General features: G+C 73.5%; 21 protein-coding genes and 1 pseudogene. 16 read left to right on the top strand and 6 right to left on the bottom strand.

What is annotated here, in order from left to right:
• Positions 1–411 precede the first annotated feature (411 nt).
• Complete coding sequence (locus tag FHS37_RS26195; protein WP_184825531.1) at positions 412–1,926, top strand: carboxylesterase/lipase family protein; 1,515 nt, start codon at positions 412–414, stop codon at positions 1,924–1,926.
• A gap of 509 nt (positions 1,927–2,435) precedes the next feature.
• On the opposite strand, the gene FHS37_RS26200 is transcribed toward FHS37_RS26195, so the two are convergent.
• Entirely contained in the window at positions 2,436–3,395 is a 960-nt protein-coding gene (locus FHS37_RS26200; protein WP_184825532.1) for a DUF1152 domain-containing protein, read from the bottom strand.
• 149 nt (positions 3,396–3,544) lie between these two features.
• Between FHS37_RS26200 and FHS37_RS26205 the strand changes: the two genes are divergently transcribed.
• From FHS37_RS26205 to FHS37_RS26235, 7 genes are all read left to right on the top strand, one after another.
• On the top strand, positions 3,545–4,312 hold the full coding sequence (locus FHS37_RS26205) for an aminoglycoside adenylyltransferase family protein (protein WP_184825533.1): 768 nt from the start codon (positions 3,545–3,547) through the stop codon (positions 4,310–4,312).
• 192 nt (positions 4,313–4,504) lie between these two features.
• Positions 4,505–6,616, top strand: coding sequence for a DUF4139 domain-containing protein (locus FHS37_RS26210; RefSeq protein ID WP_184825534.1), 2,112 nt, complete (start codon positions 4,505–4,507; stop codon positions 6,614–6,616).
• An 8-nt stretch (positions 6,617–6,624) separates the two neighbouring features.
• Complete coding sequence (locus tag FHS37_RS26215; protein WP_184825535.1) at positions 6,625–8,184, top strand: DUF4139 domain-containing protein; 1,560 nt, start codon at positions 6,625–6,627, stop codon at positions 8,182–8,184.
• A 160-nt stretch (positions 8,185–8,344) separates the two neighbouring features.
• Positions 8,345–8,581 carry a hypothetical protein gene (locus FHS37_RS26220; protein WP_184825537.1) on the top strand — a complete coding sequence of 79 codons (237 nt, stop codon included), beginning with the start codon at positions 8,345–8,347 and terminating at the stop codon, positions 8,579–8,581.
• 131 nt (positions 8,582–8,712) lie between these two features.
• Positions 8,713–9,702: a GlxA family transcriptional regulator gene (locus FHS37_RS26225; RefSeq protein WP_184825539.1), complete on the top strand. Its 990-nt coding sequence runs from the start codon at positions 8,713–8,715 to the stop codon at positions 9,700–9,702.
• Between the two features lie 121 nt (positions 9,703–9,823).
• On the top strand, positions 9,824–10,462 hold the full coding sequence (locus FHS37_RS26230) for an HD domain-containing protein (protein ID WP_229889887.1): 639 nt from the start codon (positions 9,824–9,826) through the stop codon (positions 10,460–10,462).
• Between the two features lie 218 nt (positions 10,463–10,680).
• Positions 10,681–10,977, top strand: coding sequence for a hypothetical protein (locus FHS37_RS26235; protein WP_184825544.1), 297 nt, complete (start codon positions 10,681–10,683; stop codon positions 10,975–10,977).
• Between the two features lie 85 nt (positions 10,978–11,062).
• Here the strand turns inward: FHS37_RS26235 and FHS37_RS26240 are convergent, their stop codons facing one another.
• Positions 11,063–11,209, bottom strand: coding sequence for a hypothetical protein (locus tag FHS37_RS26240; protein ID WP_184825545.1), 147 nt, complete (start codon positions 11,207–11,209; stop codon positions 11,063–11,065).
• Positions 11,210–11,448: 239 nt separating this feature from the next.
• Positions 11,449–12,618, bottom strand: coding sequence for an NAD-dependent epimerase/dehydratase family protein (locus FHS37_RS26245; protein WP_184825547.1), 1,170 nt, complete (start codon positions 12,616–12,618; stop codon positions 11,449–11,451).
• A gap of 245 nt (positions 12,619–12,863) precedes the next feature.
• Here FHS37_RS26245 and FHS37_RS26250 point away from each other — a divergent pair, with 245 nt between their 5' ends.
• The gene (locus FHS37_RS26250) at positions 12,864–13,040 is read left to right on the top strand and encodes a hypothetical protein (protein WP_229889888.1); all 177 of its coding nucleotides are present in this window, start codon (positions 12,864–12,866) and stop codon (positions 13,038–13,040) included.
• 254 nt (positions 13,041–13,294) lie between these two features.
• A complete protein-coding gene (locus FHS37_RS26255) occupies positions 13,295–14,515 on the top strand; it encodes an aminotransferase class I/II-fold pyridoxal phosphate-dependent enzyme (protein ID WP_184825549.1) in 1,221 nt (406 codons plus the stop codon).
• Positions 14,516–14,808: 293 nt separating this feature from the next.
• Here the strand turns inward: FHS37_RS26255 and FHS37_RS26260 are convergent, their stop codons facing one another.
• A complete protein-coding gene (locus tag FHS37_RS26260) occupies positions 14,809–15,789 on the bottom strand; it encodes a pirin family protein (protein ID WP_184825551.1) in 981 nt (326 codons plus the stop codon).
• 100 nt (positions 15,790–15,889) lie between these two features.
• Here FHS37_RS26260 and FHS37_RS26265 point away from each other — a divergent pair, with 100 nt between their 5' ends.
• From FHS37_RS26265 to FHS37_RS26285, 5 genes are all read left to right on the top strand, one after another.
• Complete coding sequence (locus tag FHS37_RS26265) at positions 15,890–16,399, top strand: carboxymuconolactone decarboxylase family protein (RefSeq protein ID WP_229889889.1); 510 nt, start codon at positions 15,890–15,892, stop codon at positions 16,397–16,399.
• A 96-nt stretch (positions 16,400–16,495) separates the two neighbouring features.
• Positions 16,496–17,911, top strand: coding sequence for an FAD-binding oxidoreductase (locus FHS37_RS26270; RefSeq protein ID WP_229889890.1), 1,416 nt, complete (start codon positions 16,496–16,498; stop codon positions 17,909–17,911).
• 129 nt (positions 17,912–18,040) lie between these two features.
• Entirely contained in the window at positions 18,041–18,850 is an 810-nt protein-coding gene (locus tag FHS37_RS26275) for an alpha/beta fold hydrolase (protein ID WP_184825553.1), read from the top strand.
• Positions 18,851–19,666: 816 nt separating this feature from the next.
• On the top strand, positions 19,667–19,852 hold the full coding sequence (locus FHS37_RS26280) for a hypothetical protein (protein ID WP_184825555.1): 186 nt from the start codon (positions 19,667–19,669) through the stop codon (positions 19,850–19,852).
• Between the two features lie 90 nt (positions 19,853–19,942).
• Positions 19,943–20,401 carry a GNAT family N-acetyltransferase gene (locus FHS37_RS26285; RefSeq protein ID WP_184825557.1) on the top strand — a complete coding sequence of 153 codons (459 nt, stop codon included), beginning with the start codon at positions 19,943–19,945 and terminating at the stop codon, positions 20,399–20,401.
• A gap of 153 nt (positions 20,402–20,554) precedes the next feature.
• On the opposite strand, the gene FHS37_RS26290 is transcribed toward FHS37_RS26285, so the two are convergent.
• Both FHS37_RS26290 and FHS37_RS26295 read right to left on the bottom strand, forming a co-directional pair.
• Positions 20,555–21,637, bottom strand: coding sequence for a lytic polysaccharide monooxygenase (locus FHS37_RS26290; protein WP_184825559.1), 1,083 nt, complete (start codon positions 21,635–21,637; stop codon positions 20,555–20,557).
• A 283-nt stretch (positions 21,638–21,920) separates the two neighbouring features.
• Complete coding sequence (locus tag FHS37_RS26295) at positions 21,921–23,048, bottom strand: glycoside hydrolase family 12 protein (protein WP_184825561.1); 1,128 nt, start codon at positions 23,046–23,048, stop codon at positions 21,921–21,923.
• Positions 23,049–23,348: 300 nt separating this feature from the next.
• Between FHS37_RS26295 and FHS37_RS26300 the strand changes: the two are divergent.
• Positions 23,349–23,729: pseudogene (locus FHS37_RS26300) on the top strand (GyrI-like domain-containing protein); the annotation flags it as partial.
• Between the last annotated feature and the right edge of the window lie 253 nt (positions 23,730–23,982).

Genomic DNA, 23,982 nt, shown 5'->3' on the forward strand with positions numbered 1-23,982 from the left:
ATCCCCGCCCCGGACGTGCTCGGGTGCGCGTGCTCCGCGTCGGGCCGTCGGCGAGCACCCCGCGGTGCGGAGTCCGGTCAGGCGGCTGGGTGCGGTCTTGCCGTACCGAGCGGCCGGACCGCGCCACTGCTCGAGCCCGTCGACGCGGCACTCGACGGTGTCGTGCCGCTCGTGTGCCGCGCCGTCGAAGCCCGGTGGCCTGCCGTCGGGTGTGAGGTGGGGCTTCGTCTCTCCCTCTGCCCGATTCCGGGTAAATCGGTTGGCCGTGAGCGCACTCCCCCATAGTCTCAAGATCACGGCGGCATCACCTCCGTGTCCCGGTCGGCCGGGGTGGCTCAGGCACCGAGGGGCCGGTCGCGCAGGTCGTCACCGTCGTGTCCGCTCCCCACTCCGCATGTGAAAGGCAGTGTCATGAACGACGTCACCGTGTCGGTCTCCCACGGAGCGCTCCGGGGCCGGGAGAGCGGTGGCGTCCTCGCCTTCCTCGGAATCCCGTACGCGGCGCCGCCGTTCGGGAGGCTGCGGATGCGGCCGCCCCAGCCGCCGGCCTCCTGGGGCGGGCTGCGCGACGCCACGGTGTACGGGGCGTCGGCTCCCCAGCCCGGTTACGGCCCCGCCATGGCGGGCCTTCTGGAGGAGGCGGGTCCGCAGGGCGAGGACTGCCTCAACCTCAACGTCTGGACACCGGCGGCCCCCGGCCGTGCCGGCGAGCGGTTGCCGGTCATGGTCTTCGTCCACGGCGGGGCCTTCCGCAACGGGGCGGGTTCCCTCGCGCTGTACGACGGTTCCCGGCTCGCCGCCGACGGGGTCGTCTGCGTCACGCTCAACTACCGCCTCGGCGCGGAGGGCTTTCTCCTGCTGCCCGACGGGACGGCCAACCTCGGGTTGCTGGACCAGATAGCGGCCCTGCGCTGGGTGCGGGACAACATCGCCGCGTTCGGCGGTGACCCGGACAACGTCACCGTCTTCGGACAGTCGGCCGGCGCGATCTCCGTCACGGCACTGATGACCATGCCGGGCGCCCGGGGGCTCTTCCGCAGGGCGATCACCCAGAGCGGCGCCGGACACCACGTCCACACCCCCGGCATCGGTCGCCTGATCACGGAGCGCATCGCCGCTCTCGCCGGAGTGCCGTGCACACGGGCGGCCCTGGCCGCGACTCCCCCGGACGTGCTCGTGGCGGCCGACACCGCGCTGGGCCAGGAGATCGCCCGCTCGCGGGAACCCCGCCTGTGGGGCGAGTCGGCTGGCGGCGGCACCACCGTGCTGCCCGTCGTCGACGGCGTGACGCTGCCCTCCCGTCCCGTCGACGCCATCGCCGCGGGCGCCGGTACGGAGGTCGACCTCCTGACCGGCACGACGAGCGACGAGTTCAGGCTCTTCGCCGTGCCCATGGGCATCGTGCACCGCATGGACGACACCGTGGTGAAGGGCTTCCTCACCGGGATCGGCCTGCCGGCGGAGAGGGCGCATGCGCTCTACACCCTCGCGGCGGGCCCGAACGCCACGCCGGGAGACGTCTTCAGCGCCGTCATGACGGACCACAGTTACCGGATCCCCGCCATCCGGGTCGCCGAGAGCCGCGCGCGGCACGACGCCCACACGTACGTCTACGAGTTCGCCCGCGCCTCCACGGCCGCCGACGGCACGCTCGGAGCCTGCCACATGGCGGAGCTGCCGTTCGTCTTCGGCACCCTGGACACATCGCCCGCAGACCGGCGTCCCGACGCACAGGATCTGTCCGACCAGGTGAGAGCCGCCTGGGTCTCCTTCGCCCGGGACGGGAGACCCACCCCGCCGCGCGGCGCCCGGGCCTGGCGGCCGTACGCGACGGACCGGACCGTACTGCGCATCGGCGCCGGTACGGCCACGGAGGTCCACGACCCCGCAGCCGAACGGCGCCACCTGTGGGAAGGGCGTCGATGACCGACCGGAAGCGGTGTCCTGCTCCTGGGCCGTGCGCGGAGGCCGAGTGCGACTCGGTGGCGTCCGGAGCGGGGACGAGGAAGGTTTGCGCGTGTGGTCCCGGTGGTGCGGAACGCGGCGATCGACTGCGCGGACGCCCGTGAGCCGGCCCGGTTCCGGAGCGGCGTGACCGGCCGTCCGCTTCCGTCGTGCCTCGTGGCCACGGCCCGGTGTCCCTTGGGACGGTTGGTGCCGCACTCGACCGCGTGAGCCGGCGGTGGTCGGTCTTGTCCGGGAGCCGTGCGCCTGCGCGCGCACGTGGCCGGGCCGGACGCGGGGCCTTCCCGGCCGACGCGGGTCCAGGGCCCGTCGGCGCTCCGGGACTCCCCGCCGGGGTGCTCCGGTCCGGGTTCGCCGCCGTGTGCCGTCGACCAGTTGCCGCCGGGTCCGCATCGGAGGCCGGCCCGGCTTCTCGCCCCTGGGCGACAGCGGCTCGAGCCGGGCCCGCCGTGCGTCCGTCAGCCGCACGCCTAGTGCGGGAAGCGGCGGGGTGGGCGGGACACCGTGGATTCGCGGAACTCGGCGATGCGGGAGTGGACCTGGCGCATCAGGTGGGTGTCCTCGATCCGGTCCAGATAGAGGCACCGGGCCGCCAGGCCCGGGAGGTCGAAGGCGAAGTACAGGGACATCAGCGGGTTCACGAACAACTCGCTGCCCCGGGTGCGGTCGGTGAACCGGACGTCGCCGAACGAGCCGCGCACGGCGGCCGCGATGGAGCCGTTCACGATGCTGGGGTGCTCGGGGGTGTGGTGCTGGGCGTGCGCCACCGCGTCCAGGTACAGCGCGCCTTCGCGGGTGGCACGTGGTATCGAGAACGCGCCGAGGTACGCGCCGTCACGCTCCAGCGCGGCGATGTTCTCCAGGACCTGCACGTGGTTCACGCCGTGGTAGGCGTCCACACCGAAACCGACCGACACCACGAGCCGGTTCGGTATGCCGTCCAGCGCGGCCAGCGCCGCCACGCTGGTCAGGTCCTCCTCCGGAGTGCCGAGGCCGGCCTCGTCGCCGCGCAGCAGGATGTCCGTGCCGCCGTCGACCAGCACCACGGCGTCGACGTCGTGCAGTTCGACCAGTGCCTGGTATGCGGCGCGCAGCGGACGCACGCCGGTCCGGGGAAAGGCGTACACGGTGGCCGGGTAGCCGTGCCGGCGCAGCCACTGGGCGAGGGTCCGCTCCGGGAAGTAGCTCTGGTGCGCGGCGGAGTCGGGGGTGACGACGGCCAGGTCGTCGGCGGCCCAGCTGTCGGGGGGAAGCCCGGCGAGCGCGCTGAAGGAGAGGTTCGCGAGATGCACCTCCTTGCCCTGGTGCAGGAGGGAGAGAGCCAACGGCAGACCGGAGTAGATGTCGAAACCGCCGCCCGCGCCCGCGACGAGGATCCGTTCGGCACCGGCGAGCCGGGCGAAGAGCGGGTTGGTGTGGAGGGACGTCATGACGATCATTGTCCGAGAGCCGGTCGCCGGGCGCCCCCGAGTTCTCGCCGTGCCGGAGGAGCCGGGCCACTCGTGGTCCCGGGCCCCGTCGCAGCGGCGGAGCCGGATTGCGCGTGCGGTCGGCCCGGACGACGAGGGAGACTGCAACGGTGGACCGGACGCAGGAGATCGTGGGGCTGGTCGGCGGTGTGCTGGGCCCGGACGTCATCGGCACCTACCTCCACGGTTCCTCCGTGCTCGGCGGTCTCAGGCCGGCCAGCGACGTGGACGTGCTGGTCGTCTCCCGGCGGCGGATGGACGAGCAGGGGCGCCGGGCGCTCCTGCGTGGACTGCTCGGGATCTCCGGCTCCCGGAACAAGGCCCGTCCGGTCGAGCTCACCGTGGTCGTCCAGTCCGAGGTCCGGCCGTGGCGGTACCCGCCGACCGGCGACTTCCTGTACGGCGAATGGCTGCGCACGGAGTACGAGGCCGGGAAGGTCCCCCGGCCCGAGCCCATGCCCGACCTGGCCCTGCTGGTCACCATGGCGTTGGCCGGCGACCACCCCCTCACCGGTCCGCGCCCGGCGCAGGTCCTCGACCCCGTCCCGCACGCCGACCTGGTCCGGGCGAGCGTGGCGGGCGTCCCCGGCCTGCTCGACGACCTGGACGGCGACACCCGCAACGTCCTGCTGACCCTCGCCCGCGTCTGGAGCACGCTCGCCACCGGCCGGATCAGGTCGAAGGACGCCGCCGCCGACTGGGCCCTCACCCGGCTCCCGCCCGAGCACCGCCCGGTCCTCGAGCACGCCAGGCGGCTCTATCTCGACCGCCGCTACTGCGAGGAGAGCTGGAGCGAGGCGTTGCGGGCGCAGGTCCGTCCGCATGTGGACCGTGTGCTCGCCGAGATCGGCCGGCTGCGGGCGCGGGGTCCGCGGTGATGAGGGTCGCTGTGCGGATCCCGGCTGCCGGACCCGGTGCGCGGTCGGCCTCGACGGCGGGCGGGGCGTCATGCGCGTAGGACGGCAAGGGGGGCGGAAGGGACGCGCGGCGTCGGGAGGCGACGGGGGGGGTGAGCGGTGTGTCCAGGCGTAGGCTTCCCCTCGGCACGGACACGGCTGGGGTGGGAGCGCATGACGGCTGAGGCGGCCCGGAGATGGGCATCGGCACTCGATTCGGTGGTGGTGTACGCGCAGGGCGCGCTCTGCCGCCGCCTGGCCCGGGGCCGCGTGCCGGCGGACGGACGCGTGCGGGTGGCGGGACTGCCCCGCTCGCTGGACCCGGGCTCGCTGCGGGTGCGTGTCGTGGGCACCGCCGGGGCACGCGTCGCCGAGGCCCGGGTGGAGGTCGAGGCCGAGTCGCTCGACACCGGCGTGCCCGACGAGTTGCAGCGCGAAGTGGAGCGGCTGCAGGACGAGTTCGCGGCGGCGCAGGACCGCCGGGACCGGCAGCTGGGCCTGATCGAGGAGGTCGGCGCCCTGCGCCCGGTCCCGCCGGCCCGCAGGCGGGACGATCCGCACCGTCGCACCCCGGTCGACGCGTGGCTGGAGCTCGCCGACTTCGTCGACGAGCGGTTGACCGGGCTGCACGGCCGGCTCCTCGAACTGGAGGAGGAGCTGCGCCGGGTCGAGCACGAGCTCACCGTCGCGGTGGACAGGCATTCCCGTGCCTCCACCGACGCACCGTCGGCGCACGTGGAGACCGCGGTGTGTGCGGTCCTGGCCCTCGACGGTGCGGGTGACACGGAGGTGGAGGTGGAGGTGGAGGTGGAGTACGGGGTGCCCGGCGCCGTCTGGGTGCCGGCCTACCGTCTCACCCACCGTCAGGGCGACGACGAGGGACGCCTGCTGCTGCGTGCCTCGGTCGCCCAGCGCACCGGCGAGGACTGGACCGGCGTGCGCATCGCCCTGGCCACCGCCGACCTGCGGCGCCGCACCGACCTGCCCCGGCTCCGTTCGGCCCGGATCGGGCGCCGTCAGCCCGCCCCCACGCCTTCGGGCTGGCGCGAGCCCCCGGCGGGGCTGGCCGACCTGTTCGCCGGGTACGACGCGGCGGGTCCCCGCCCCGACTCCCCGGCCACGCCCGTGGCCGTGGCCGGGGGAGCCGGCCTCGCGGCCGGCCCTCTTCCGCCGCCGGCACCGGTGCACTACGGCGGGCCGCCCGCGGGGCTCCCCGCCCCCGGCGGCACGGCGGGGGCCTCCGCCGAGCTCTTCGGCGGCGGAGCGGACGCCCCCGCACCACCGCCGGCCCCGTCCCGACCCCGCCACAGGCCGCGTGCCGGCGGCGGGCTCGCCGCGGCTTCGGCCGCGCCGGCCCCCGCAGCTCCCGGCCGGGCCGCGCCGCCACCGCCGGCGGCACCCGCGGCCCCTGCCGGGCCCGTGGCGCCGCCTCCCGCGCCCGTGGCCGGGCCGCCCCGGCCGAGCGGCGCCGAGCTCGACTACTCCGCCCTCGTCCTGTGCGGGCCCGACGAACAGGAGGGTCGCCGAGGCCGGCTGTTCCCCGGCTCCGCCTTCGACCCGGTGACGGCCGAGTACCGCCGGCGCGCCGAGAGGGTGGCCTCGCTGCCCCTGCCGGGACACGCCGTGCGGCCCCGCGAGTCGGCGGGTTCCTTCGACCACCGGTTCGACGCCGCCGCCCCCGCCGACGTTCCCTCGGACGGCACCTGGCACACCGTCACCGTCGGCGAGATCCCGGTGGGTCTGCGCACCGAGTACGTGTGCGTGCCGTCCGTGGAGCAGGTCGTGTACGCGACGCTGGTGCTCTCCAACGCCACCGACCAGGCCCTGCTGGCCGGCCCGGTGGAAGTGACCGTGGACGAGGAGTTCCTGCTGACCGCGTCCTTGCCCACGCTCGCCCCCGGCGGTGTGTGCCGGGTCGGGCTCGGACCGGCCGAGGCCGTCGGGGTCACACGCCGTGCGAACCTGCACGAGTCGACCGCGGGTCTGCGCAACAACGTCACGGTGCTCGACCACCGCGTCCGGGTGGAGCTGGCCAACCGGCTTGCGGCGCCCGTCACCGTCGAGGTGCGCGAGCGCGTGCCGGTCACCTCCGACGCGGACGTCCGGATCGAGGAGCGGGCCGACTGGACGGCTCCCGAGGACGGCGCGGAACCGGAGCACCACGCGCCGGGCACCCGTCTGTGGCGGGTCCGGCTGCCCGCCGGCGGCACCGCCGCTCTCGACGGCGGCTACGAGATCCGTATCCCGGCCGGCAAGGCCCTGACCGGCGGCAACCGCAGGAGCTGACACACCCCATGTCCACGACACCGGAGCCGATCCCCCTCCCCGTCACCGCCGTCACCTGCCTGGAGGACCGCGCCCACGTCGAGCGCGCCGTCGTGCTCGATCTGGAGGCCGGCGTCCAGCGGCTGCGTCTCGGGCCGGTCAGCGCGCTGGCCGTCGACCGCACCCTCCACGCCGAGCTGACCGCCGGCCACGAGGCGACCGTGCTCGACGTGCGGATCGTCCGCAGCTGGACGCCGCGCGGACCGCGGCCCACCGACGACGACTCCGCCCTGCGCCACCGCATGACGGCCCTCGAGGAGGAGCGGACCGCCCTGGGGCAGCGGCGTGACCGGCTGCGGGCCCGCCTCGACCTGCTCGGCCGTCTCGCCGCCGATCTGCTGCGGGAGATCGGCGAGGGCGCCGGCTGCGGAGAGGCCGAGAGGGCCCGCTGGTCGCGCGAGCTGGACCGCGTGGACGACGAACGCGGCTCCTCCGGCGAGCGGCTGCGCACCGTGGAGGCCCGGCTGACCGCCCTGGCCGCCGAGCTGTCCGAGGCCCAGCGGGCGCTGGAGCTCTCCGAGACGGAGCCGGCCGAGCTGGTCGGCCACATCGAGCTGACCGTCCGGGCCGCGGCCGCCGGACCGGCCGGACTGCGCCTGAGCCACCTCACCCCGTGTGCGCTGTGGCGGCCCGTCTACCGGGCCGTGCTCGACGGGGACTCCCTCACGCTGGACACCGACGCGATGGTCTGGCAGCGCACCGGTGAGGACTGGTCGGACGTGCGGCTCACCCTGTCGACGGCCCGTTCCGCACGGGCCACCGAACCGCCCCGGCTCGGCGAGGACCGGCTGACGCTCGAGGAGCGCTCCCCCGCGGAGCGCCGCACCGTCCACGTGGAACTGCGCGAGGAGGAGATCGCGGACCTCGGCCCCGCCCCCGTGCTCGGCCTGCCGGGAGTGGACGACGGCGGCGAGGTGCGGGTGCTGCACTCCCCCGCACCGGTCTCCGTGCCCTCGGACGGTCGCGCCCACCGCGTGCCGCTCTCCTCCTTCACCACGCCGGCACACAGTGAGTACGCCTGTTCGCCCGAGCTGTCGCCGCTGGTCAGCCAGGTGGTGCGGTTCGACAACCGGTCCGGCCACGCGCTGCTCGCCGGACCCGTCGACCTCGTCCGCGACAGCGGGTTCAGCGGCCGCGGCGCACTGGACTTCACCGCCCCCGGCGCCTCCGTCGACCTCGCCTTCGGCAGCCGCGACGATCACCGGGTCCTGCGGCACGCCGAGGAGACCCGTGACACCGCCGGATTCGCCCAGCGGACCGTCCTCACCCGGACCGTCCGGCTGCACCTGTCCCGGTTCTCCGCCCCCGCCGAGCACGACGAGAGGGTGATCGTCCTCCGGGAGCGGATCCCGGTCTCCGAGGTCTCGGCGGTGGAGGTGCGCCTGCGTGAGGAAGCCTGCTCCCCCGCTCCCGACGCGGTCGACGCGGACGGCGTCGTACGCTGGAACGTCCCCCTGGGGCCCGGTGGCCGGCGCACTGTCACCCTCGTCTACGAGGTGTCCGCGAACGCCAAGGTCACCGGCCTTTGACCCGGTCGTTCCGCTCCGGACCGGTGCGGGGCCGGTTCGCCGGCCGGACGCGCGCGTTCAAGGCCATCAGGGTGGTCGCCTGACGTGTCGGGCGGCCTCCTCGGGCCCGGCTGGCCATGCTGGGCCCGGAGGGCCCTTTCCGAGCGACAAGGAGCACGGCATGCCCACGGATGCGGTCGGACGATTCCTGGCGGCTTTGGACCCGGACCACCGGGAGGCCGTCGGTGCCAGGTCCCGTGAGGAGCAGGAAGAGCTCGCGGCGGCCTGGGAGCGGGAGCTGGAGGCGGACACCGAGCTCGACACCCTGGACGAGTTGTCCCCGCCGGCGGCGGAGGCCGAGGCGGCCCGCCGCGTCCTGGAGCGCGGAACCGGCTGGGCGGGTCGACCCGAGGGGTAGTTCACCCGGCCGGTCGGCGGGGCCGCCGCGTGCGGTGCGGCAGCGGCCGACGGGGTCCGCACCGCGGGCCGCGCCGGCGCAAGGACAAGGCGACGGGGCCACCGCGGGAACCGTCCCCGGGAGAGGAAGGCATGGCGTCGAGATCGCACAGCGTGGGCGTCCTCGTGTTCGACGGCATGAAGATGCTCGATCTGTCCGGGCCGGCGGAGGTCTTCAGCGAGGCCAACCGGTACGGCGCGGAGTACCGGCTGAGCATCGTCTCGGCGGACGGGGCCCCGGTGCGTTCGTCCATCGGCGTGCGGGTACCGGCCGACGTGGACGCGCGGGCCGCCGCGGCCTACGACACGCTGGTCGTGGTGGGCGGCGACGCCCTGCCCGGCGCCCCCGTGGACCCCGGTCTCAGCACGGCCGCGAAGGCGCTGGCGGACAGGGCGGGACGGGTCGCCTCGGTGTGCACCGGTGCCTTCGTCCTGGGTGCCGCGGGGCTGCTGGAGGGCAGGCGCGCGACGACGCACTGGCAGCACACCGCCGCGCTGGCCCGGCGCTGTCCGTCGACGCGGGTGGAGCCCGATGCGATCTTCGTCAAGGACGGCACCACCTACACCTCGGCCGGCGTCACCGCGGGCATCGACCTCGCCCTCGCCCTGCTGGAGGAGGACCACGGACCGGACCTGGCCCGGAAGGTCGCCCGCTCGCTGGTGGTGTACATGCAACGGGCCGGTGGTCAGTCCCAGTTCTCCGCCTCGCTCCAGGGCCCGGCCCCCCGGACACCCGTGCTGCGGCTGGTCCAGGAGGCGGTGCAGGGCGACCCGACCGCCGACCACGGCCTGGAGGCCCTGGCCGCGCGCGTGCGGGTCAGTCCACGGCATCTGACCCGCATGTTCCGGGCCGAGCTGGACACCACCCCCGTGAAGTACGTGGAGCTGATCCGCTTCGACATGGCCAAGGCCCTGCTCGACGCCGGGCACAACGCCACGGAGGCCGCCGCGCTGTCGGGTTTCCCCAGCTACGAGAGTCTGCGCCGGGCCTTCGCACGTCACCTGGGGCTGTCTCCGATCCGGTACCAGCAGCGGTTCGCCACGACCGCACCGGGCTCCCGCACGCGGACGGCCACCGGATGAGACGGCCGCGCGGACTATGGCCGTTTCCGAGGGGTTGTCGGCCATCGGGCAGCGGACGCCGGCGCCCTGTCTCACGGAAGGTGGGAGCACACACCACAGCGCCGTCCCCGGGAGGGCAGTCATGGCCGAGAAGATCGCCGACGTCGAGATCCCCGACAGCGAGCTCGCGCAGGAGGCCACCGAGCTCATCCGCGACACCACCCCGCCGCTGATCTTCCACCACTCGCGCCGGGTCTACCTCTTCGGCAGTCTGCAGGCCGCGGCCCGGGGCATCCGGCCCGATCCGGAGCTGCTGTACGTCGCCGCCCTCTTCCACGACACCGGCCTGGTGCCGCCGTACCGTGGCGACGACCAGCGCTTCGAGCTGGACGGCGCCGACCAGGCGCGGGCCTTCCTGCTGGCCCACGGCCTCTCCGAGGCCGACGCGGACACCGTGTGGGCGGCCGTCGCCCTGCACACCACCCCGGAGGTGCCGTACCGGATGGCACCGGAGATCGCGGCGACCACCGCCGGTGTCGAGACGGACGTGCTCGGCCTGCACCTGGCCGACATCCCCCGGGCGCAGATCGACGCGGTCACCGCCGCGCATCCCCGCCCGGACTTCAAGAAGCAGATCCTCCAGGCGTTCGCCGACGGGTTCAAGCACCGCCCGGACACCACCTTCGGAACGGTGAACGCGGACGTGCTGGAGCACTTCGTGCCCGGCTTCCGGCGCGTCGACTTCGTCGACGTCATCGAGAACTCCGCCTGGCCCGAGTGACCTGAGCCCGGAGGGCCACGTCCGGCTCGCCCCGGACGGCAGGACCGGAGCCTTCCGCTTCCGCACGTCAGCGACGCGCCGCACGCCGGACGTGCGGGAGGCTGTGCGTCCGTCGGCGGTGTCCGCGCCGGTGGCGGGCCGGGACCGGGTGGAGGTCCCGGCCCTGTTCAGGGTGGCGGTCAGGGCCGTGGGCGACTGGTGGGCGGGGTGGCGGGCGGGTGGACCGGGTGCGCGAGCGGCCGCTGACGGTCGCCTGCGACCCGGTGCCGGCCGCGGCGCTGGTGACGGTGGCGGCGCGGCTCGACGCGCTCGCCCTCCAGCACCTGGTCGTCACCGCGCTGGTCCGCGGCACCACGGCGGTGCGGTTCAGCACCGCCTGCCACTCCTCCAGCCGGATCGTGCTCGACGGCCGTGACCTCTCCGCCGCCTGTCGGCGCAATCGCGAGCCGGGACACTTCCTCGCCTCCACCGCCATCGCCGCGGCCCCCACGTGTCACCGCAGGCTCACCGAGTGAAACGACGTCCGAAGCCGTGGGGCCGACCACCCCGGCCACAACGGGTTCCTACCGGCACGCCGTACAAGCGGAAGCCGGCGCGGTGCTACGGCAGGCACGCGACCGGCACGACCGGGCCCGTCAGCAGGTGTCCGCTGCCGGACAGCGACTGCGAGAGGTGTGCGAGGAGTTCCAGCGAGCCGAGCAGGAACAGAGGGAAGCCGAGGAACGGCGCTGGGACGCGGCCGGCCACCGGACTGCGGTCCGGCTCCCCGGTGGTACTCCGCCCGCCTGCGCCCGACGGGCCCCTGCGGGCGGAAGTGCCGGCTCCGGAGGTGGTGCGGCTACCGGCAGTCGAGGGGCGCCGCGCGACGCTGGCGGCGGGGAGTGCGTTGGCGCCCCGGCCGCCGCTGCACGAGTGTTCCCAGGGCCTGCCGGCCCGCTCGGCCGTCTGAACGTCGACCGCGGCGGCCCCGGGCGCCAGACCACTCCTCAGGAACCGGGCAGGTGGCCACGGCCCTCGGCTGAGTTCAACCACCGCACTGTGCGGCGCATGCCCTCGTCGAACGCGACTTCGCTTCGGAAGTCGAAGTCCCTGCGTGCTCGGTGAATACCGTAGGACTGGTCTCGTGCGAGGAGGTACACGAGATGCCGGGTGAGGGGAGGGCGGGAACGGACCCGCAACGCCGTGTAGAGCTTTTCAGCCGCGGTCGCCAAGCCGAGGGCCACGGGGCCGGGGAGGTTGACCGATGGCGGCTTGGCTCCGATTCCGTCGGCCAGAGCCTCGATGTACTCCTTCCACGTGGTCGGTTCCGGGTCGCGCAGGTTGTACGTCCTCCCCGCTGCGGTCTCAGCGGCGCAGGCCGCGATCATGGCACTGACGGCGTTCTCGACGTAGAGCAGGCCGGCTGGCACCTCACCGTCACCGATGTAGACCATCCGCTTCGTCAGCAGCAGCTCGGCGAGCGTGGCGACGATGTCCTTGCTCCGCGGTCCGTACACCGTCGCGGGGCGCACGATGGTGTACGGGACGCCGTTGCTCTCAGCCGTTCGACGCACCACCTGCTCGCCGAGCAGCTTGCTGCGGTTGTAGGGGAGGCCGACGTCGCGTGGCGGCGCGGTCTCGTCACAGGGACGAACCGGGTAGCCGTAGACATCGGTGGTGCTCACGTGGAGGAGGCGTTTGACGGTGCCGGCGTGCTGTGCTGCTTCCACAAGGTTCCGGCTGCCCAGGACGTTGACCCTCCGGAAATCGTCCCACGGGCCCCAATCCGTGGACATCCCGCTGCAGTTGTAGATGTGGGTCACTCCGGCCGTGGCCCGGCGCAGGCTTTCCCTGTCCTCCAGACAGCCTGTCTCGGTGTCGACGGAGGCCGGAAGCGCGGATTGGTCACTGTTCGCACGGACAAGGGCACGAACGCGGTACCCCTGCTCGACGAGTCGTTGTGCGAGATGGCCTCCGATGAAACCGGAGGCGCCGACCACCAGTGCGTGCGCGGTGCGGCGCTTGCGTGACGCGGAAGGGCGGTGCAGGAGGCTCTCGTCCGGCCGCACCGCCGACGCGCGCGTCCCTTCGCCGGGCTCCTCCCCCGGAACCTCGCCGCTCGCTTCACCGGCGACCCTCACCGCGTCGTCGCCGTCATCGGGTATCCCCCCGGCCATACCGTTCTCCCCTCTCACCCGGGCCGCGAGGACCGGGGGCTCACGAAGTCGGCCGAGCCCCGTGCCGCCGACCGCCGACAGACGCCCCTCGGCCCGCACCGGATCGATGACTCCTCGCGACGGCGTACGCACCCGCCGCCGACAACCGGTCAGACACTACAGGCCGCGACAGCGGTTGACCGCAGAGTTCTCAATCATCTATTTTTCCATTATTGACGAACCCGATCAATTTTGGAGAATCCTGCATGTCCGCAGAACGCGCACCCCCGCCCACAAGGTGGTGGACACCGGGGGTCATCGCGTTGGGCACGTTCATGCTGATGCTCGGCCCGAGCGTGGACGCCTACGCCCTCACGCTGGCGATCTTCCTGGTGGCGGCCGTTTCGCCGGCCAGCCGGCCGGGCCGCAAGAGGGTCTCCTAGGTGGGCTTCGCCGTCTTCACCGTCGCCTCGCTGTGGGGCTCTCGGGAAGTCCGGCCGTGGGTCGACAGCGAGCACGGCGCGCCACGCGAGGCCGGGTCTCAAGCCGTCCCTTCCCGTGCACACGCCACCTCACCGGTACCGGCGGCCTGATGCACGGTGCGCTGCACCACGGCAGGCGGCGCCTCCACCAGGTCTCGTCGACGACACTCACCCGCCCCGCGCCACTCCGCGCGCCCCGGAAGGATCGCCCCACCATGGCTGACATCTTCGACTTTGAAGACTTCTACTCGTCCTTCACGATCTTCCAGGCCATGCAGAAGACAGACGTCCGGCCCTTCTACCGCACGCTGAACGAACGGGACGGAACGGCGACCGTCGACGGCAACGAAGTGGTCATGGCAGGTTCCAGCGACTACCTGAGTCTGCATTCCGACCCGCGCGTCACCGGCGCGGCCGTCAAGGCCCTCGAAGAGTTCGGCACCTCCTCGTCCGGCGCCCGGGCCATGAACGGAACCCGCGCACTGCACACCGAACTCGAAGCGCGCCTCGCCGCCTTCCTGGGGACCGAGGCCGCGGCCGTCACCCCCTCCGGCCTCCAGGCCAACCAGGCCCTGTCCGCCCTGTTGAACAGGAACACCACCGTCTTCAGCGACGCGGCCAACCACGCCTCGCTGATCGACGGCATCCGTCTGAGCGGCGCCCGCCGGATCTCCTACCGCCACTCCGACACGGAGCGCCTCGCCGAGCTCCTGGCCCGCACCGACTCCGATGCCCGCTCCCGGGGAACGGCCAAGGTGATCGTCACCGACGGCCTGTTCTCCATGGACGGCGACATGTGCCGCCTGCCCGAACTCCTCACCCTCGCCCGCCGTCACGGGGCCAGGGTCATCGTCGACGGCGCGCACGACATCGGCGTGCTCGGCCCCAACGGGCGCGGCGTGGGCGACCACTTCGGGCTTCAGCACGCCGTCGACCTCTACACCGGGAGCCTGGCCAAGACCTTCGCCTCGACCGGAGGGTTCCTCGCCGGTCCCGCGCACGTCATCGAGTATCTGCGGTGGTCCGCCCGGTCGATCCTGTTCTCCGGGGCCCTGCCGCCGGCGGCGCTCGCGGCAGCCGGCGCGGCCCTCGACATCATCGAAACCGAGCCCTGGCGGCGCCGACGCGCCACCGAGGTCGCCGAGCGACTGCGGCAGGGACTGCGCGAACTCGGCTTCGACACCGGACGCTCCACCACCCCCGTCATCCCGGTCCTCGCCGGAGAGGCCACCGTCTGCACCCGGATGTGGCAGGGACTCCTCGACGCGGGCGTCTTCACCAACGCCGTCGGCTCCCCTGCCGTTCCCGAAGGACGCTGCGTCATCCGCATCACCGCGCAAGCCGCCCACACGGACGAACACATCACGCGGATCCTGGACGCCTTCGCCTCAGTCGGCAGTGCCCTCGGCGTCATCCCCACCGCCACAGCCGCGTAGAGACGAGGTGACGGCGCCGGGATCCCTCCGGCCCGGCCGCGTGAGCCGGCCGGGCCGCGGGACTGAGCCCGCACCTCGGGTGGCGGCGCACACCTCGCCGTGCGTGGGGGCCGTCCCCGTCACGGCATCCGCCGCCGCCCCTCGGACGTCATCTCACTCGGTGAGTCCGCGGTGACACGCGGGGGTCGCGGCGGTGGCGGGGAAGGCGGGGGGCGAAGGCCCGAGCCCGGGGGCGGCCACGTCGCCGGGCGGGCGCAGCAACGATCTCGGGCACCTCGGTTCAGGGGCCACGTTCACGCAGGTCGGCGCACCCTTCCCCGCGGCTTCAAGGGTGCGTTCGGCAGCTCCGGCGCGGGCAGTGGAGCCCCGTCGTATCCGTGCACCTCACCGAAACGGGACCCCTTCATCCAGTCCTCGCGGGCCCGCACGATCTCGTCGTGCGACCGGCCGATGAAGTTCCACCACATGACGATCTCCTCCTGGAAGGGGGGCCCGCCCAGCAGCACCAGCCGGGCGGGGTCGATCGCCTCGTTCGTCAGGGTGAGCGTCGTGCACCCCGGGGCGACGTAGCCCAGTTCGGCCGGCCGCACGGCCGTGCCCTCGACGCGCACGTCACCGCTGTCGACGAGGACGCCGTGCTCGAAGCCGGCGTCGACGTCGAGGGTCACGGTGCCGCCCGGCGCCAGGGACACCTCGGCTCCCAGCAGGGGCGTGAAGGTGCGCACGGGCGAGGTGTCACCGGCGAGCGAGCCGAGGAAGACCCGCACCTCACCGCCGTCCAGGGGCACCGGGGACGGCACGTGGTGCTGGAAGTCCCGGTCGGCGTCGCGGTGTTCCCCGGGCAGGGCCACCCAGAGTTGCACACCGTGCAGGATCGTGGTCCCCGGCGTGGACACCTCGGAGTGGCTGATGCCGAAGCCGCCGGTCATGAGGTTGAGTTCCCCGGGCCTGACGAACGCGTGGCTGCCCAGGCTGTCGCGGTGCTCGATCTCGCCGCTGAAGAGCCAGCTGACCGTCTGCAGTCCGGTGTGCGGGTGGGGAGCGACGTCCATGCCGCCCGACTCGGCGACGTCGTCGGGACCGTAGTGGTCGGCGAAGCACCAGGCCCCGATCAGTGTCCGGGCCCGTTGGGGCAGCGTGCGCCGCACCGTCATCGCGCGCGGACCGCCGAGCGGGACGTCCCGGGCGGTGAGGACCTCCACTCCGGCACCGGGAACGCCGTCCTCCAGGGCCCCGCACCTCAGCTCCGCGGGATGCGTCTCCGTGTTGCTCACCGTGCGGCCCTCCCGCCCTCCGAAGAGAAAGTTTCATTTTCAACATTCATGGGTCGATGATAGGACGGGCAGGAAGAGACCGCGCGATGAAGGAGTCCACGTGGCACAGACGCCGACGCAGACGCCGGGGGCGGCCGACGGGCGACGGGTGTTCGTCGACAAGCAGAGCCCCGACGCGTACGAGGCGCTGAGGGCCACGGCGGAGGCGGTGCGGGGCGTCGCGGCGGCGGCCGGGCTGGACCGCCTCCTCGTGGAACTGGTCAACATCCGGGTCTCCCAGCTGAACGCCTGCGCCTACTGCCTCAGCCTGCGCACCAGGGCCGCGCTGCGGGCCGGTGAGACCGCCCAGCGCCTGGGCGTCCTGCCGGCCTGGCGCGACACCGGACTGTTCTCCCCCCGCGAACGCGCGGCGCTCGCGCTCGCGGAGGCCACCACCCGCCCCGCCGACGCCGGCGCGCAGAGCGCCGCCCACGCCGAGGCGCGGGGCGTCCTGTCGGACGACGAGATCTCCGCCGTGATCCGGGTGGCGATCAGCATCAACGCTTTCAACCGGGTCTCCGTCCTGAGCAAGCACCCGGTGCGCGGCAGTTCGGTGACGCCGTCGCCGTGAAGCGGAGTGGCCGGGTCCGCATGCGGACCCGGCCACTCCGCACTAGCGTGGAAGGGACCGCGGCAGCCAGCAGCGCGCACCGGGAGGGTGACGCCGATGCCGGACACACGAGGGGCCGTACTGACAGCCGCTGCGGAGCAGGCGATGGCGGACGGGCTCCGCTCCTCGCTGCGAGGCGAGGTGATCGACCGCGGGCATCCCGGATACGACGAGGCCCGGACCGTCTGGAACGGGCTGGTCGACCGCCGCCCCGCGCTCATCGCCCGGTGCACGGGCACGGCTGACGTCGTCGAGGCCGTACGGGTCGCGCGCGAGCACCGTCCCGTCGTCAGCATCCGCGGCGGCGGGCACCAGGTGGCGGGCAGCGCGGTGTGCGACGACGGGCTGGTGATCGACCTGTCGCGCATGAAGGGCGTGCACGTCGACCCCGCCGCCCGGACCGCGCGGGCCCAGGCGGGCGTGACCTGGGGCGAGCTCGACCGCGAGACCCAGCTGCACCGTCTGGCCACACCGGGCGGGGAGATCTCGGCCACCGGGATCGCAGGTCTCACGCTCGGCGGCGGCTTCGGATTCGTGATGCGGACGTTCGGCCTGAGCTGCGACAGCCTCCGCTCCCTCACGATCGTCACCGCGGACGGCACGGTACGCACGGCGAGCCGGGAGGAAGAACCCGAACTGTTCTGGGCGGCGCGCGGCGGCGGCCGGGGCCTCGGAGTCGTCACGTCCTTCGAGTTCGGCCTTCACCCGCTCGGCCCCGAGGTGGCCGGCGTGCTGGTCCTCCACCCGTACGAGCGTGCCGAGGAGGTGCTGCGGGCCTGGCGGGACGCGTCCCGCGCCGCGCCGGAGACGGTCACACCGGAGCTCCTGCTCTGGACCGTGCCCGCGGATCCCGCGATCCCGGCCGAACTGCACCGGACGAACTGCGTGATGGTCGGCGCCGTGTACGGGGGCCCGCCGGGTGACGGCGCCGCTGCCGCGCTGGCACCGCAGCGCGAACTGGGGCCGCCGCTCCTCGACTTGAGCGGAACCGTGCCCTACGTCGCGCTGCAGAGCGCCAACACGTGGCGCTTCCCCGACGGCGAGCGCTACTTCATGAAGTCCCACTTCGTGGACGAGCTGAGCGACGAGGCCATCACGGCCCTCGTGGACTGGTACTCCCGGCGGCCGACCCCGGAGAGCCTGATCGTCGTCCGCACCCTGGGCGGCGCCGTGGCGCACGTCGGCCCCGACGACAGCGCGTTCGCGCACCGGGCCGCGCGCTACAACGTCAGCATCGACGCGGGCTGGCAGGATCCTGCGCTGGACGAGACCGCGATCGGTTGGGCGCGCTCGGCCTGGGACGCGATGAAACCGTTCTCCAGCGGCGGGACGTACGTCAACTTCGCCGGGCTCGGCGAGGACGCGAGCGAGCTGCGGGGCGCGGTCTTCGGCTCGCACGAGGAACGGCTCGAGCGCACCCGCGCCGCGTACGACCCGGACGGCCTCTTCGCGTCGGCCGCGCGCAGACCGTGAGCCCGCGAACGGATCCCGAGGCGGGCGGCCGCCCTCACCTCCGTTCGGCCGCGCCCGGGCCTCCCGACCCGGTCACGGCCCCACGAGGATGCGGGAGGTTCCCCGCACCGGCCGTCCAGGAGGCTGAAGATGGGTGAGATGATCGACGTGGGCGACGTCGGGCTCTGGGTCGAGCGCCGGGGCACGGGACCCGATGTCCTGCTCATCGCCGGGCTCGGTGACACCGCCGAGGCGTGGCAGTCCCAACTCGACGGGCTCGCGGACCGCTATCGGCTCACCGCCTTCGACAACCGTGGCGCCGGGCGCACTCCGCTGCCCGAGGGGCCCCTCTCGGTGCCCCTGATGGCCGCCGACGCCGCCGCGCTCCTGGACGCCCTGGAGGTCCCGGCCGCCCACGTCGCCGGTTTCTCGGGAGGCAGCTTCATCGCCCAGGAACTGGCGCTGAGCCGTCCCGAACTCGTCCGCAGTCTCGTCCTCATGAGCACATGTGCCCGGCCCGACGCCTATTTCCGCACCATGACGGGCTTCTGGCACTGGATGGCCGAGCGCGCCCCGAGCGAGCGCGCCATGCTCGAGGCGTTCTACCTGTGGGTCTACACGCCGCGCGCACACGCCGACGGCACGGTCGACCGGATCATCGAGGAGGCGCTGGCCTTCGCGCACCCGCAGTCCGTCGACGCCTTCCAGCGCCAGCTCGCCTCCTTCGCCGGCCACGACACGCTCGACCGGCTGGCGGGGATCACCGCGCCGACGCTCGTCCTGGCCGGCGAGCTCGACCTCGCCACCCCTCCGCGTCTCGGCCGCGTGGTCGCCGAGGGGATTCCCGGTGCCGGGTTCGAGGTACTGCCCGGGGAGGCGCACCAGCCCTTCCAGGAAGTCCCGGACGTGTTCAACGCCCGCGTCGACGCCTTCTGGCGTGAGGTCGGGGCACGGGGCTGAGCGGCACTCGGCCGGCCGTCGGCGCGGGCGGCCCCGACGAAGCCGCCACCGCGGGTGCGGTGCGGTTGCGGAGGGCTGCCGCGGACCGTGCGCGTCACCCGGACGAGCGGACCGATCGTACGGGGGAACGAAACATCCGGCCGATGCGGCAAGCGCTCCGCCGGGTCGCGTAGGACAGTAAGAACCATGAACCGTCACCGACGCCCACCCCGGCGGGCCCCGTGGATCGCAGGCGGCGCCGCTGTGCTCCTCCTCGGTGGCATCGGCGTGTGGGTGTTGGTCGCGCAGGACGGAGGAACGCCCCGCCCCACGCCGTCGGCCTCGGCCGATCTGTCCCTGCCGACCCTGAACCCCCTGCCGTCCTGGACGCCCGAACCACGGACGTCGAGCACGGCACGGCAGACGCCGACACCGACAGGCACGGCACGGCAGACGCCGACGCCGACAGGCACAGTGCGGCAGACGCCGACGCGCACGCCGTCGCCCGAGCCGACGACGGCCCGTCCCCGTCGTTCGGCACCGCCGGGCCACCGGCCGACACCCCGCCCGCCGACGGCCGACGCGTCGGCCGCACGGCCCCCGAGGGCGACACCGACGCCGGCGCCGACACGCTCCGCAGCGACCGAACCGCCGGCACCGCCCCGGCGGACCGTGCCGGCGCGGACCCCGGCGACGCGACCGGAGCCGTCACCTCCCACTCCGCCGCCCCCTGCGTCGACGCCCGCTCCGGCGCCGTCCACTCCGCCATCGTCCGCTCCGGCCTCACCCCCTCGGAAACCGACGACGCCGACGCCGACGGCCGGGGGCGGCAAACCGGTGACCACCACGTGGTACACCTCCCCGGTCGCGGTGGCCGCCGCCCAGCGCATGGCCGCCGCCGACACGGTCGGTGACCCCGCCTGCTCGATGTCGGCCGTGGGCCGCCCGGATCCCGGCCTCGTCCCGCGGGACAGCCGGATCGGCATCGGCCGTCACGGCAGCTACTGGTGTCTGATCTGGTGAGGCACCGCGCGACGAGCGAACGGGGTGCCCTTTCCCCGAGCCGGAGGATCACCGAGAGCGGGAGGAGCTCGGCCCGGTAGTCTGACGATCATGGAGGACTGGGGGATCCGGCCGGCTTCGGCGGCGGACGTCGAGGCGGTGGCCGAGTTGCGGGCCGTGGTGCTGAGGGAGGATCTGGAGCGGCTCGGGCGGTACGACGGGCAGCGGGTGCGGCAGCGGCTGCGGGACGGGTTCGCGCCGGAGCACACCTGGGTGATCGAGGTGGGCGGCGCGTTCGCCGGCTGCGTGTCGCTGCGGCCGGCCGAGGACGCCCACTGGCTGGAGCACTTCTACCTGGCTCCGCACCTGCAGGGCGGAGGCATCGGGACGGCCGTGCTGCGCGGGCTGCTGGAACAGTGCGACCGCGACGACACCCCGGTCCGGCTGAACGTGCTGCGGGGCAGTCCGGCCCGGCGACTGTACGAGCGGCACGGGTTCACGCTCGAGACCGAGGACGCGGTGGACGTGTTCATGGTGCGCGAACCGGACGGGGCCGTGCGCGGCGCATGACCGTCCGGTGGGTTCGCGGAGCCGGACGGCCGGGAGGACGGGCACGAGTCCGGCCACGTCAGGGGGAAGGGCCCGGCGGTCGCCGGGCCCTTCCGCACGGAACCTGTGGCGTCGTCCACGCCGCACCGCTCCGCCCGGCCGGTGGGACGGACGCTACGGCGCCACGCAGCCGATCGTCCCCGCCGGGAAGTCGTTGCCCGACGACGTGGCCGTGAAGCCGAACGTCACGCTCCCGTCAGGGGCGATCACACGGTTGTGGTCGACGTTCCCCACCGTCACCGTGCCGTCGGAGCCGGTGGACAGGGAACCGTTCCACACACTGCTGATCCGGGTCCCGGAACCGGGCTTCCACTGCACGGCCCAGCCGTTGAGCGGCGACGTCCCGTGGTTCATCACCTCGACGGAGCCCTGGAAGCCGCCGTCCCAGGAGTTCACCACGTTGTAGACGGCCATGCAGGAACCCGTGTGGGGCGGGGGGTCCGTCGGGGTCGGCGTCGGGTCCGGGGTCGGCGTGCCGCCCGGGTTCCGGATGCCGGTCACCTCTCCGTTGCCGCCGTCGAAGACGATGTCGGAGCAGGAGAAGAAGTTCTCCTGGCTGTCCGAACGCACCCACTGCATGAAGATCAGCGCGTCGCCGGAGCGGCCGGAGGGCAGCTTCAGGTCCCAGTGGTAGTGGCCGCCGTTGGTGCCCGGTGAGCCCTGCTGGGGCGGGTTGGTGACGGTCTGGATGAGCTCCAGGTCGTCCCAGCCCAGCTGGGACGTGGGCGACCAGCCGGGCTTGGTGAGGTAGACCCGGAAGTCACCGGGGTGGGCGGCCCAGTTGCTGTACTGCACCTTGACCGTCGCTCCGGACGTCAGGTGCGTCCGGGGCCAGTCGGCGCGGGCCGCGTTGTAGGCGGAGAAGTCGTACGGGGACCGGTCCCCGGCGCTGCAGAGGGTGCCGTCCGGAACGTAGCCGGGGCCGCGCCCGGCCGCCCTGGAGTCGAGGACGGCGAACCAGTTGTACAACGCCGACGAGCCGCTTTCGTTCAGCGCGTCCCTGCACGCCGGGTTGGTCGGGGCGAGTCCGCCGGTGCCGGTGACGGCGTCCAGTTGGCAGAGGTAGGTGCGTGAGCCGGGCATCATCGCCACGCCGTGCGCCTGCGCGTCGTTCTGCCAGAGGAAGCTCAGGCCGAACCCTCCGAGGAGGGTGGCCAGCACTGCTGCCAAGGAGACGAATCTGCGTCGTAAGGCCATGGGATCTCCTGTACCGGTGGTGGGCTGGTCGTGGGGGGCGGAAGGAGGTGGAACCCCTGCCCGTCCGGGGAGAGGCGCCGACCGGACGGGCAGGGGGATCGGGGGTGGGGGGATCGAAGGGACAGGGGGACCGGAGGGGCGGGGGCCGGTCGTGCGCCAGGCACCGGTGCGCTCCGGGACGGTCCGGCGGTGGGGCCGCTCCGGGGCCCGCCCTGTCGGTGCAGGGAGGAGGGGCGGGGCCCGGAGCAGGGGGACACGGCGGGCGCGCGGCCCGCCGGTCGCGTCACGCGGTCGTGCAGGCGGTGCCGTTCAGGCTGAAGCCGGCCGGCTGCGCGAAGGTGCCGCCGTAGGTTCCCTGGAACCCGAAGCTCTGGCTCCCGCCGGGCGCGATCCGCGTGTTGTTGTCCAGCCCGCTCGCCGTGACCGCGCCCGAGGAGGGGGTGACGGACGCGTTCCAGGCGTGGGTGACGCGCTGCCCGGAGGGCAGGGTGAAGGCGAGTTTCCAGCCCTCGACGGCGGACGGACCGGTGTTCCTCACGGTGACGTTCGCGGTGAAGCCGCCCTGCCAGACGTTCGTGGCGTACGACACCGTGCACGCCGCCGGGCCACCGGGCTCCCCGGGGCTGCCGCCGCCGATGTCGACGGTCGAGGAGAAGGAGTTCACCGCGAGCCCCGCACCGTTCTGCCAGGGTTCGAAGCCCGCCTGAATGCTCGTCAGGTACCAGTCGTTCTGCGCCATGCCGCGCGCGACGGTCTCCCGGACGAAGTCCATGACGTCGAAGCTCCAGCTGCTGATCGCCGACGGGGCGACGAACGACAGCACGTCGTTGGAGCCGTTGCTGCCCGACCACACCTGCCAGGTGCGCCCGCCCACGGTGGCCGTGCCGACCTGGGAGCCGATCGGCTGGATCGGACCCACCTTGTTGAACCAGATCATGATCTCGGTCCGGTTCACGCCGTCGGTCCGGGGCGTCGGGTCCAGCCAGATGTCGTACGAGGCGTTGTACACGGCGTTGCTGACGTAGCCGTAGGAGATGCTGCTGGGCGCGCCGGAGATCTCGCTGATCCGTGCCGGGAGGTCGGTGCCCGGCGAGCAGTTGGTGTAGTGGCAGCCGTTGAAGACCGACGGGTACGACTTCGGGGCGCCGTTGGTCGGCACCGAGCCGTCGGCCTGCGTCAGGCGGAAGCCGGTGTCCGTGGCGGTGACGCACTGGGTGGCGCTGGTGCCCCAGCGGTTGTTCTGGACGACGTAGCGCCCCTGGATGGTGGTCGATCCGTATTGTTCGCAAATCGTGGTGTCAGCCTGGGCCGGCGCCGTCGCGGTCACCAGCGCCGCGACCGTGGCGAGGGCGGTGAGCAGCGTTGCGAACAGGCCGCGTACGGCGCGGGTTCGGTGCGGTAACCGTCGCATGCGGGGGGACCTCTCCAAGAGGGTGCGGGGGCCGACCGGCGGGAGCACTTTTCCCTCCCCAACGATGGGAGCGCTCCCATCAACCGGTTCGAACGGGACTGTAGAAGGCATACATGTCCCTGACAAGACTGTGGGCGCGGAAGTGTCGAAGAGAATTCGAAGGCGCAGGTCAGACGGGGTGATCCGCGAAGGAGGATTTCTCGGGAACGCTCCGAAACATTCGGGGTCGGCGTGGTCCGCGAACCGGGCGGCAGGGGACGGGCCCGGCATGGTGGGTGCTGCCTGGCGCGGTGGTCGTCAAGAGGAAGGGGACCGGGCGTGCCGGAGCGGCTGGAGGAACTGTCGGATCAGGAGTTGCGGGGCGTCGTCGCGGTCTGCGACGACCTGGAGCCGGGGCGGAGGCACCGAACTCGACCGTCACCACGGGGTGATCACGTCGGCGGCGGCCCCGAGGGCGCGACCGCCCTCCCCGTCCCGGCCGGCACCCGGGCGGTCTTCACCACCTCGGGGCCGGCCCCGGAGGCCGTCCGGTACCTGTGGCGGGACGTGCTCACGCAGCGGTTCCCGTCGCACCCGTACCGCAACCGCCCCGGCCCTGAGGTCCTGCGCGTCCGCCGGTCGCCGGACGGCGCCGGGGCCGACGCCGAACTGTGGCTTCCGGTGGAGCGGGAGCAGGGCTGAACCGAGCACCGGGGAAGCTTGTCGTCCGTGACGGACGACAAGACCCGGGTCGTGCCGCGGGGGCTCCGGCCGGAACCAGGACCTGCGGGCATCGGGGCGGGGTGGGCGCGTTCCGGGGGACGGCGGCGTACGCCTTGCGCCCGGGCGGGCCCGGCGGCAGCACGGCGGGGCGGGTCATCCGATCGGTTGACCCGCCCCGCCGTGGACGGCGGCGACAATGAAGGTGTTCGTCCAGTCCGGCGCACAGCCCACG

The organism is Streptomyces griseomycini (assembly GCF_014203535.1).
Lineage (GTDB): Bacteria > Actinomycetota > Actinomycetes > Streptomycetales > Streptomycetaceae > Streptomyces > Streptomyces griseomycini.

Coding starts and splice junctions, on each gene's coding strand:
- FHS37_RS26195 (WP_184825531.1), top strand. CDS start 412: ATGAACGACGTCACCGTGTCGGTCTCCCACGGAGCGCTCCGGGGCCGG.
- FHS37_RS26200 (WP_184825532.1), bottom strand. CDS start 3,395: ATGACGTCCCTCCACACCAACCCGCTCTTCGCCCGGCTCGCCGGTGCC.
- FHS37_RS26210 (WP_184825534.1), top strand. CDS start 4,505: ATGACGGCTGAGGCGGCCCGGAGATGGGCATCGGCACTCGATTCGGTG.
- FHS37_RS26215 (WP_184825535.1), top strand. CDS start 6,625: ATGTCCACGACACCGGAGCCGATCCCCCTCCCCGTCACCGCCGTCACC.
- FHS37_RS26220 (WP_184825537.1), top strand. CDS start 8,345: ATGCCCACGGATGCGGTCGGACGATTCCTGGCGGCTTTGGACCCGGAC.
- FHS37_RS26225 (WP_184825539.1), top strand. CDS start 8,713: ATGGCGTCGAGATCGCACAGCGTGGGCGTCCTCGTGTTCGACGGCATG.
- FHS37_RS26230 (WP_229889887.1), top strand. CDS start 9,824: ATGGCCGAGAAGATCGCCGACGTCGAGATCCCCGACAGCGAGCTCGCG.
- FHS37_RS26245 (WP_184825547.1), bottom strand. CDS start 12,618: ATGGCCGGGGGGATACCCGATGACGGCGACGACGCGGTGAGGGTCGCC.
- FHS37_RS26250 (WP_229889888.1), top strand. CDS start 12,864: ATGTCCGCAGAACGCGCACCCCCGCCCACAAGGTGGTGGACACCGGGG.
- FHS37_RS26255 (WP_184825549.1), top strand. CDS start 13,295: ATGGCTGACATCTTCGACTTTGAAGACTTCTACTCGTCCTTCACGATC.
- FHS37_RS26270 (WP_229889890.1), top strand. CDS start 16,496: ATGCCGGACACACGAGGGGCCGTACTGACAGCCGCTGCGGAGCAGGCG.
- FHS37_RS26275 (WP_184825553.1), top strand. CDS start 18,041: ATGGGTGAGATGATCGACGTGGGCGACGTCGGGCTCTGGGTCGAGCGC.
- FHS37_RS26285 (WP_184825557.1), top strand. CDS start 19,943: ATGGAGGACTGGGGGATCCGGCCGGCTTCGGCGGCGGACGTCGAGGCG.
- FHS37_RS26290 (WP_184825559.1), bottom strand. CDS start 21,637: ATGGCCTTACGACGCAGATTCGTCTCCTTGGCAGCAGTGCTGGCCACC.
- FHS37_RS26295 (WP_184825561.1), bottom strand. CDS start 23,048: ATGCGACGGTTACCGCACCGAACCCGCGCCGTACGCGGCCTGTTCGCA.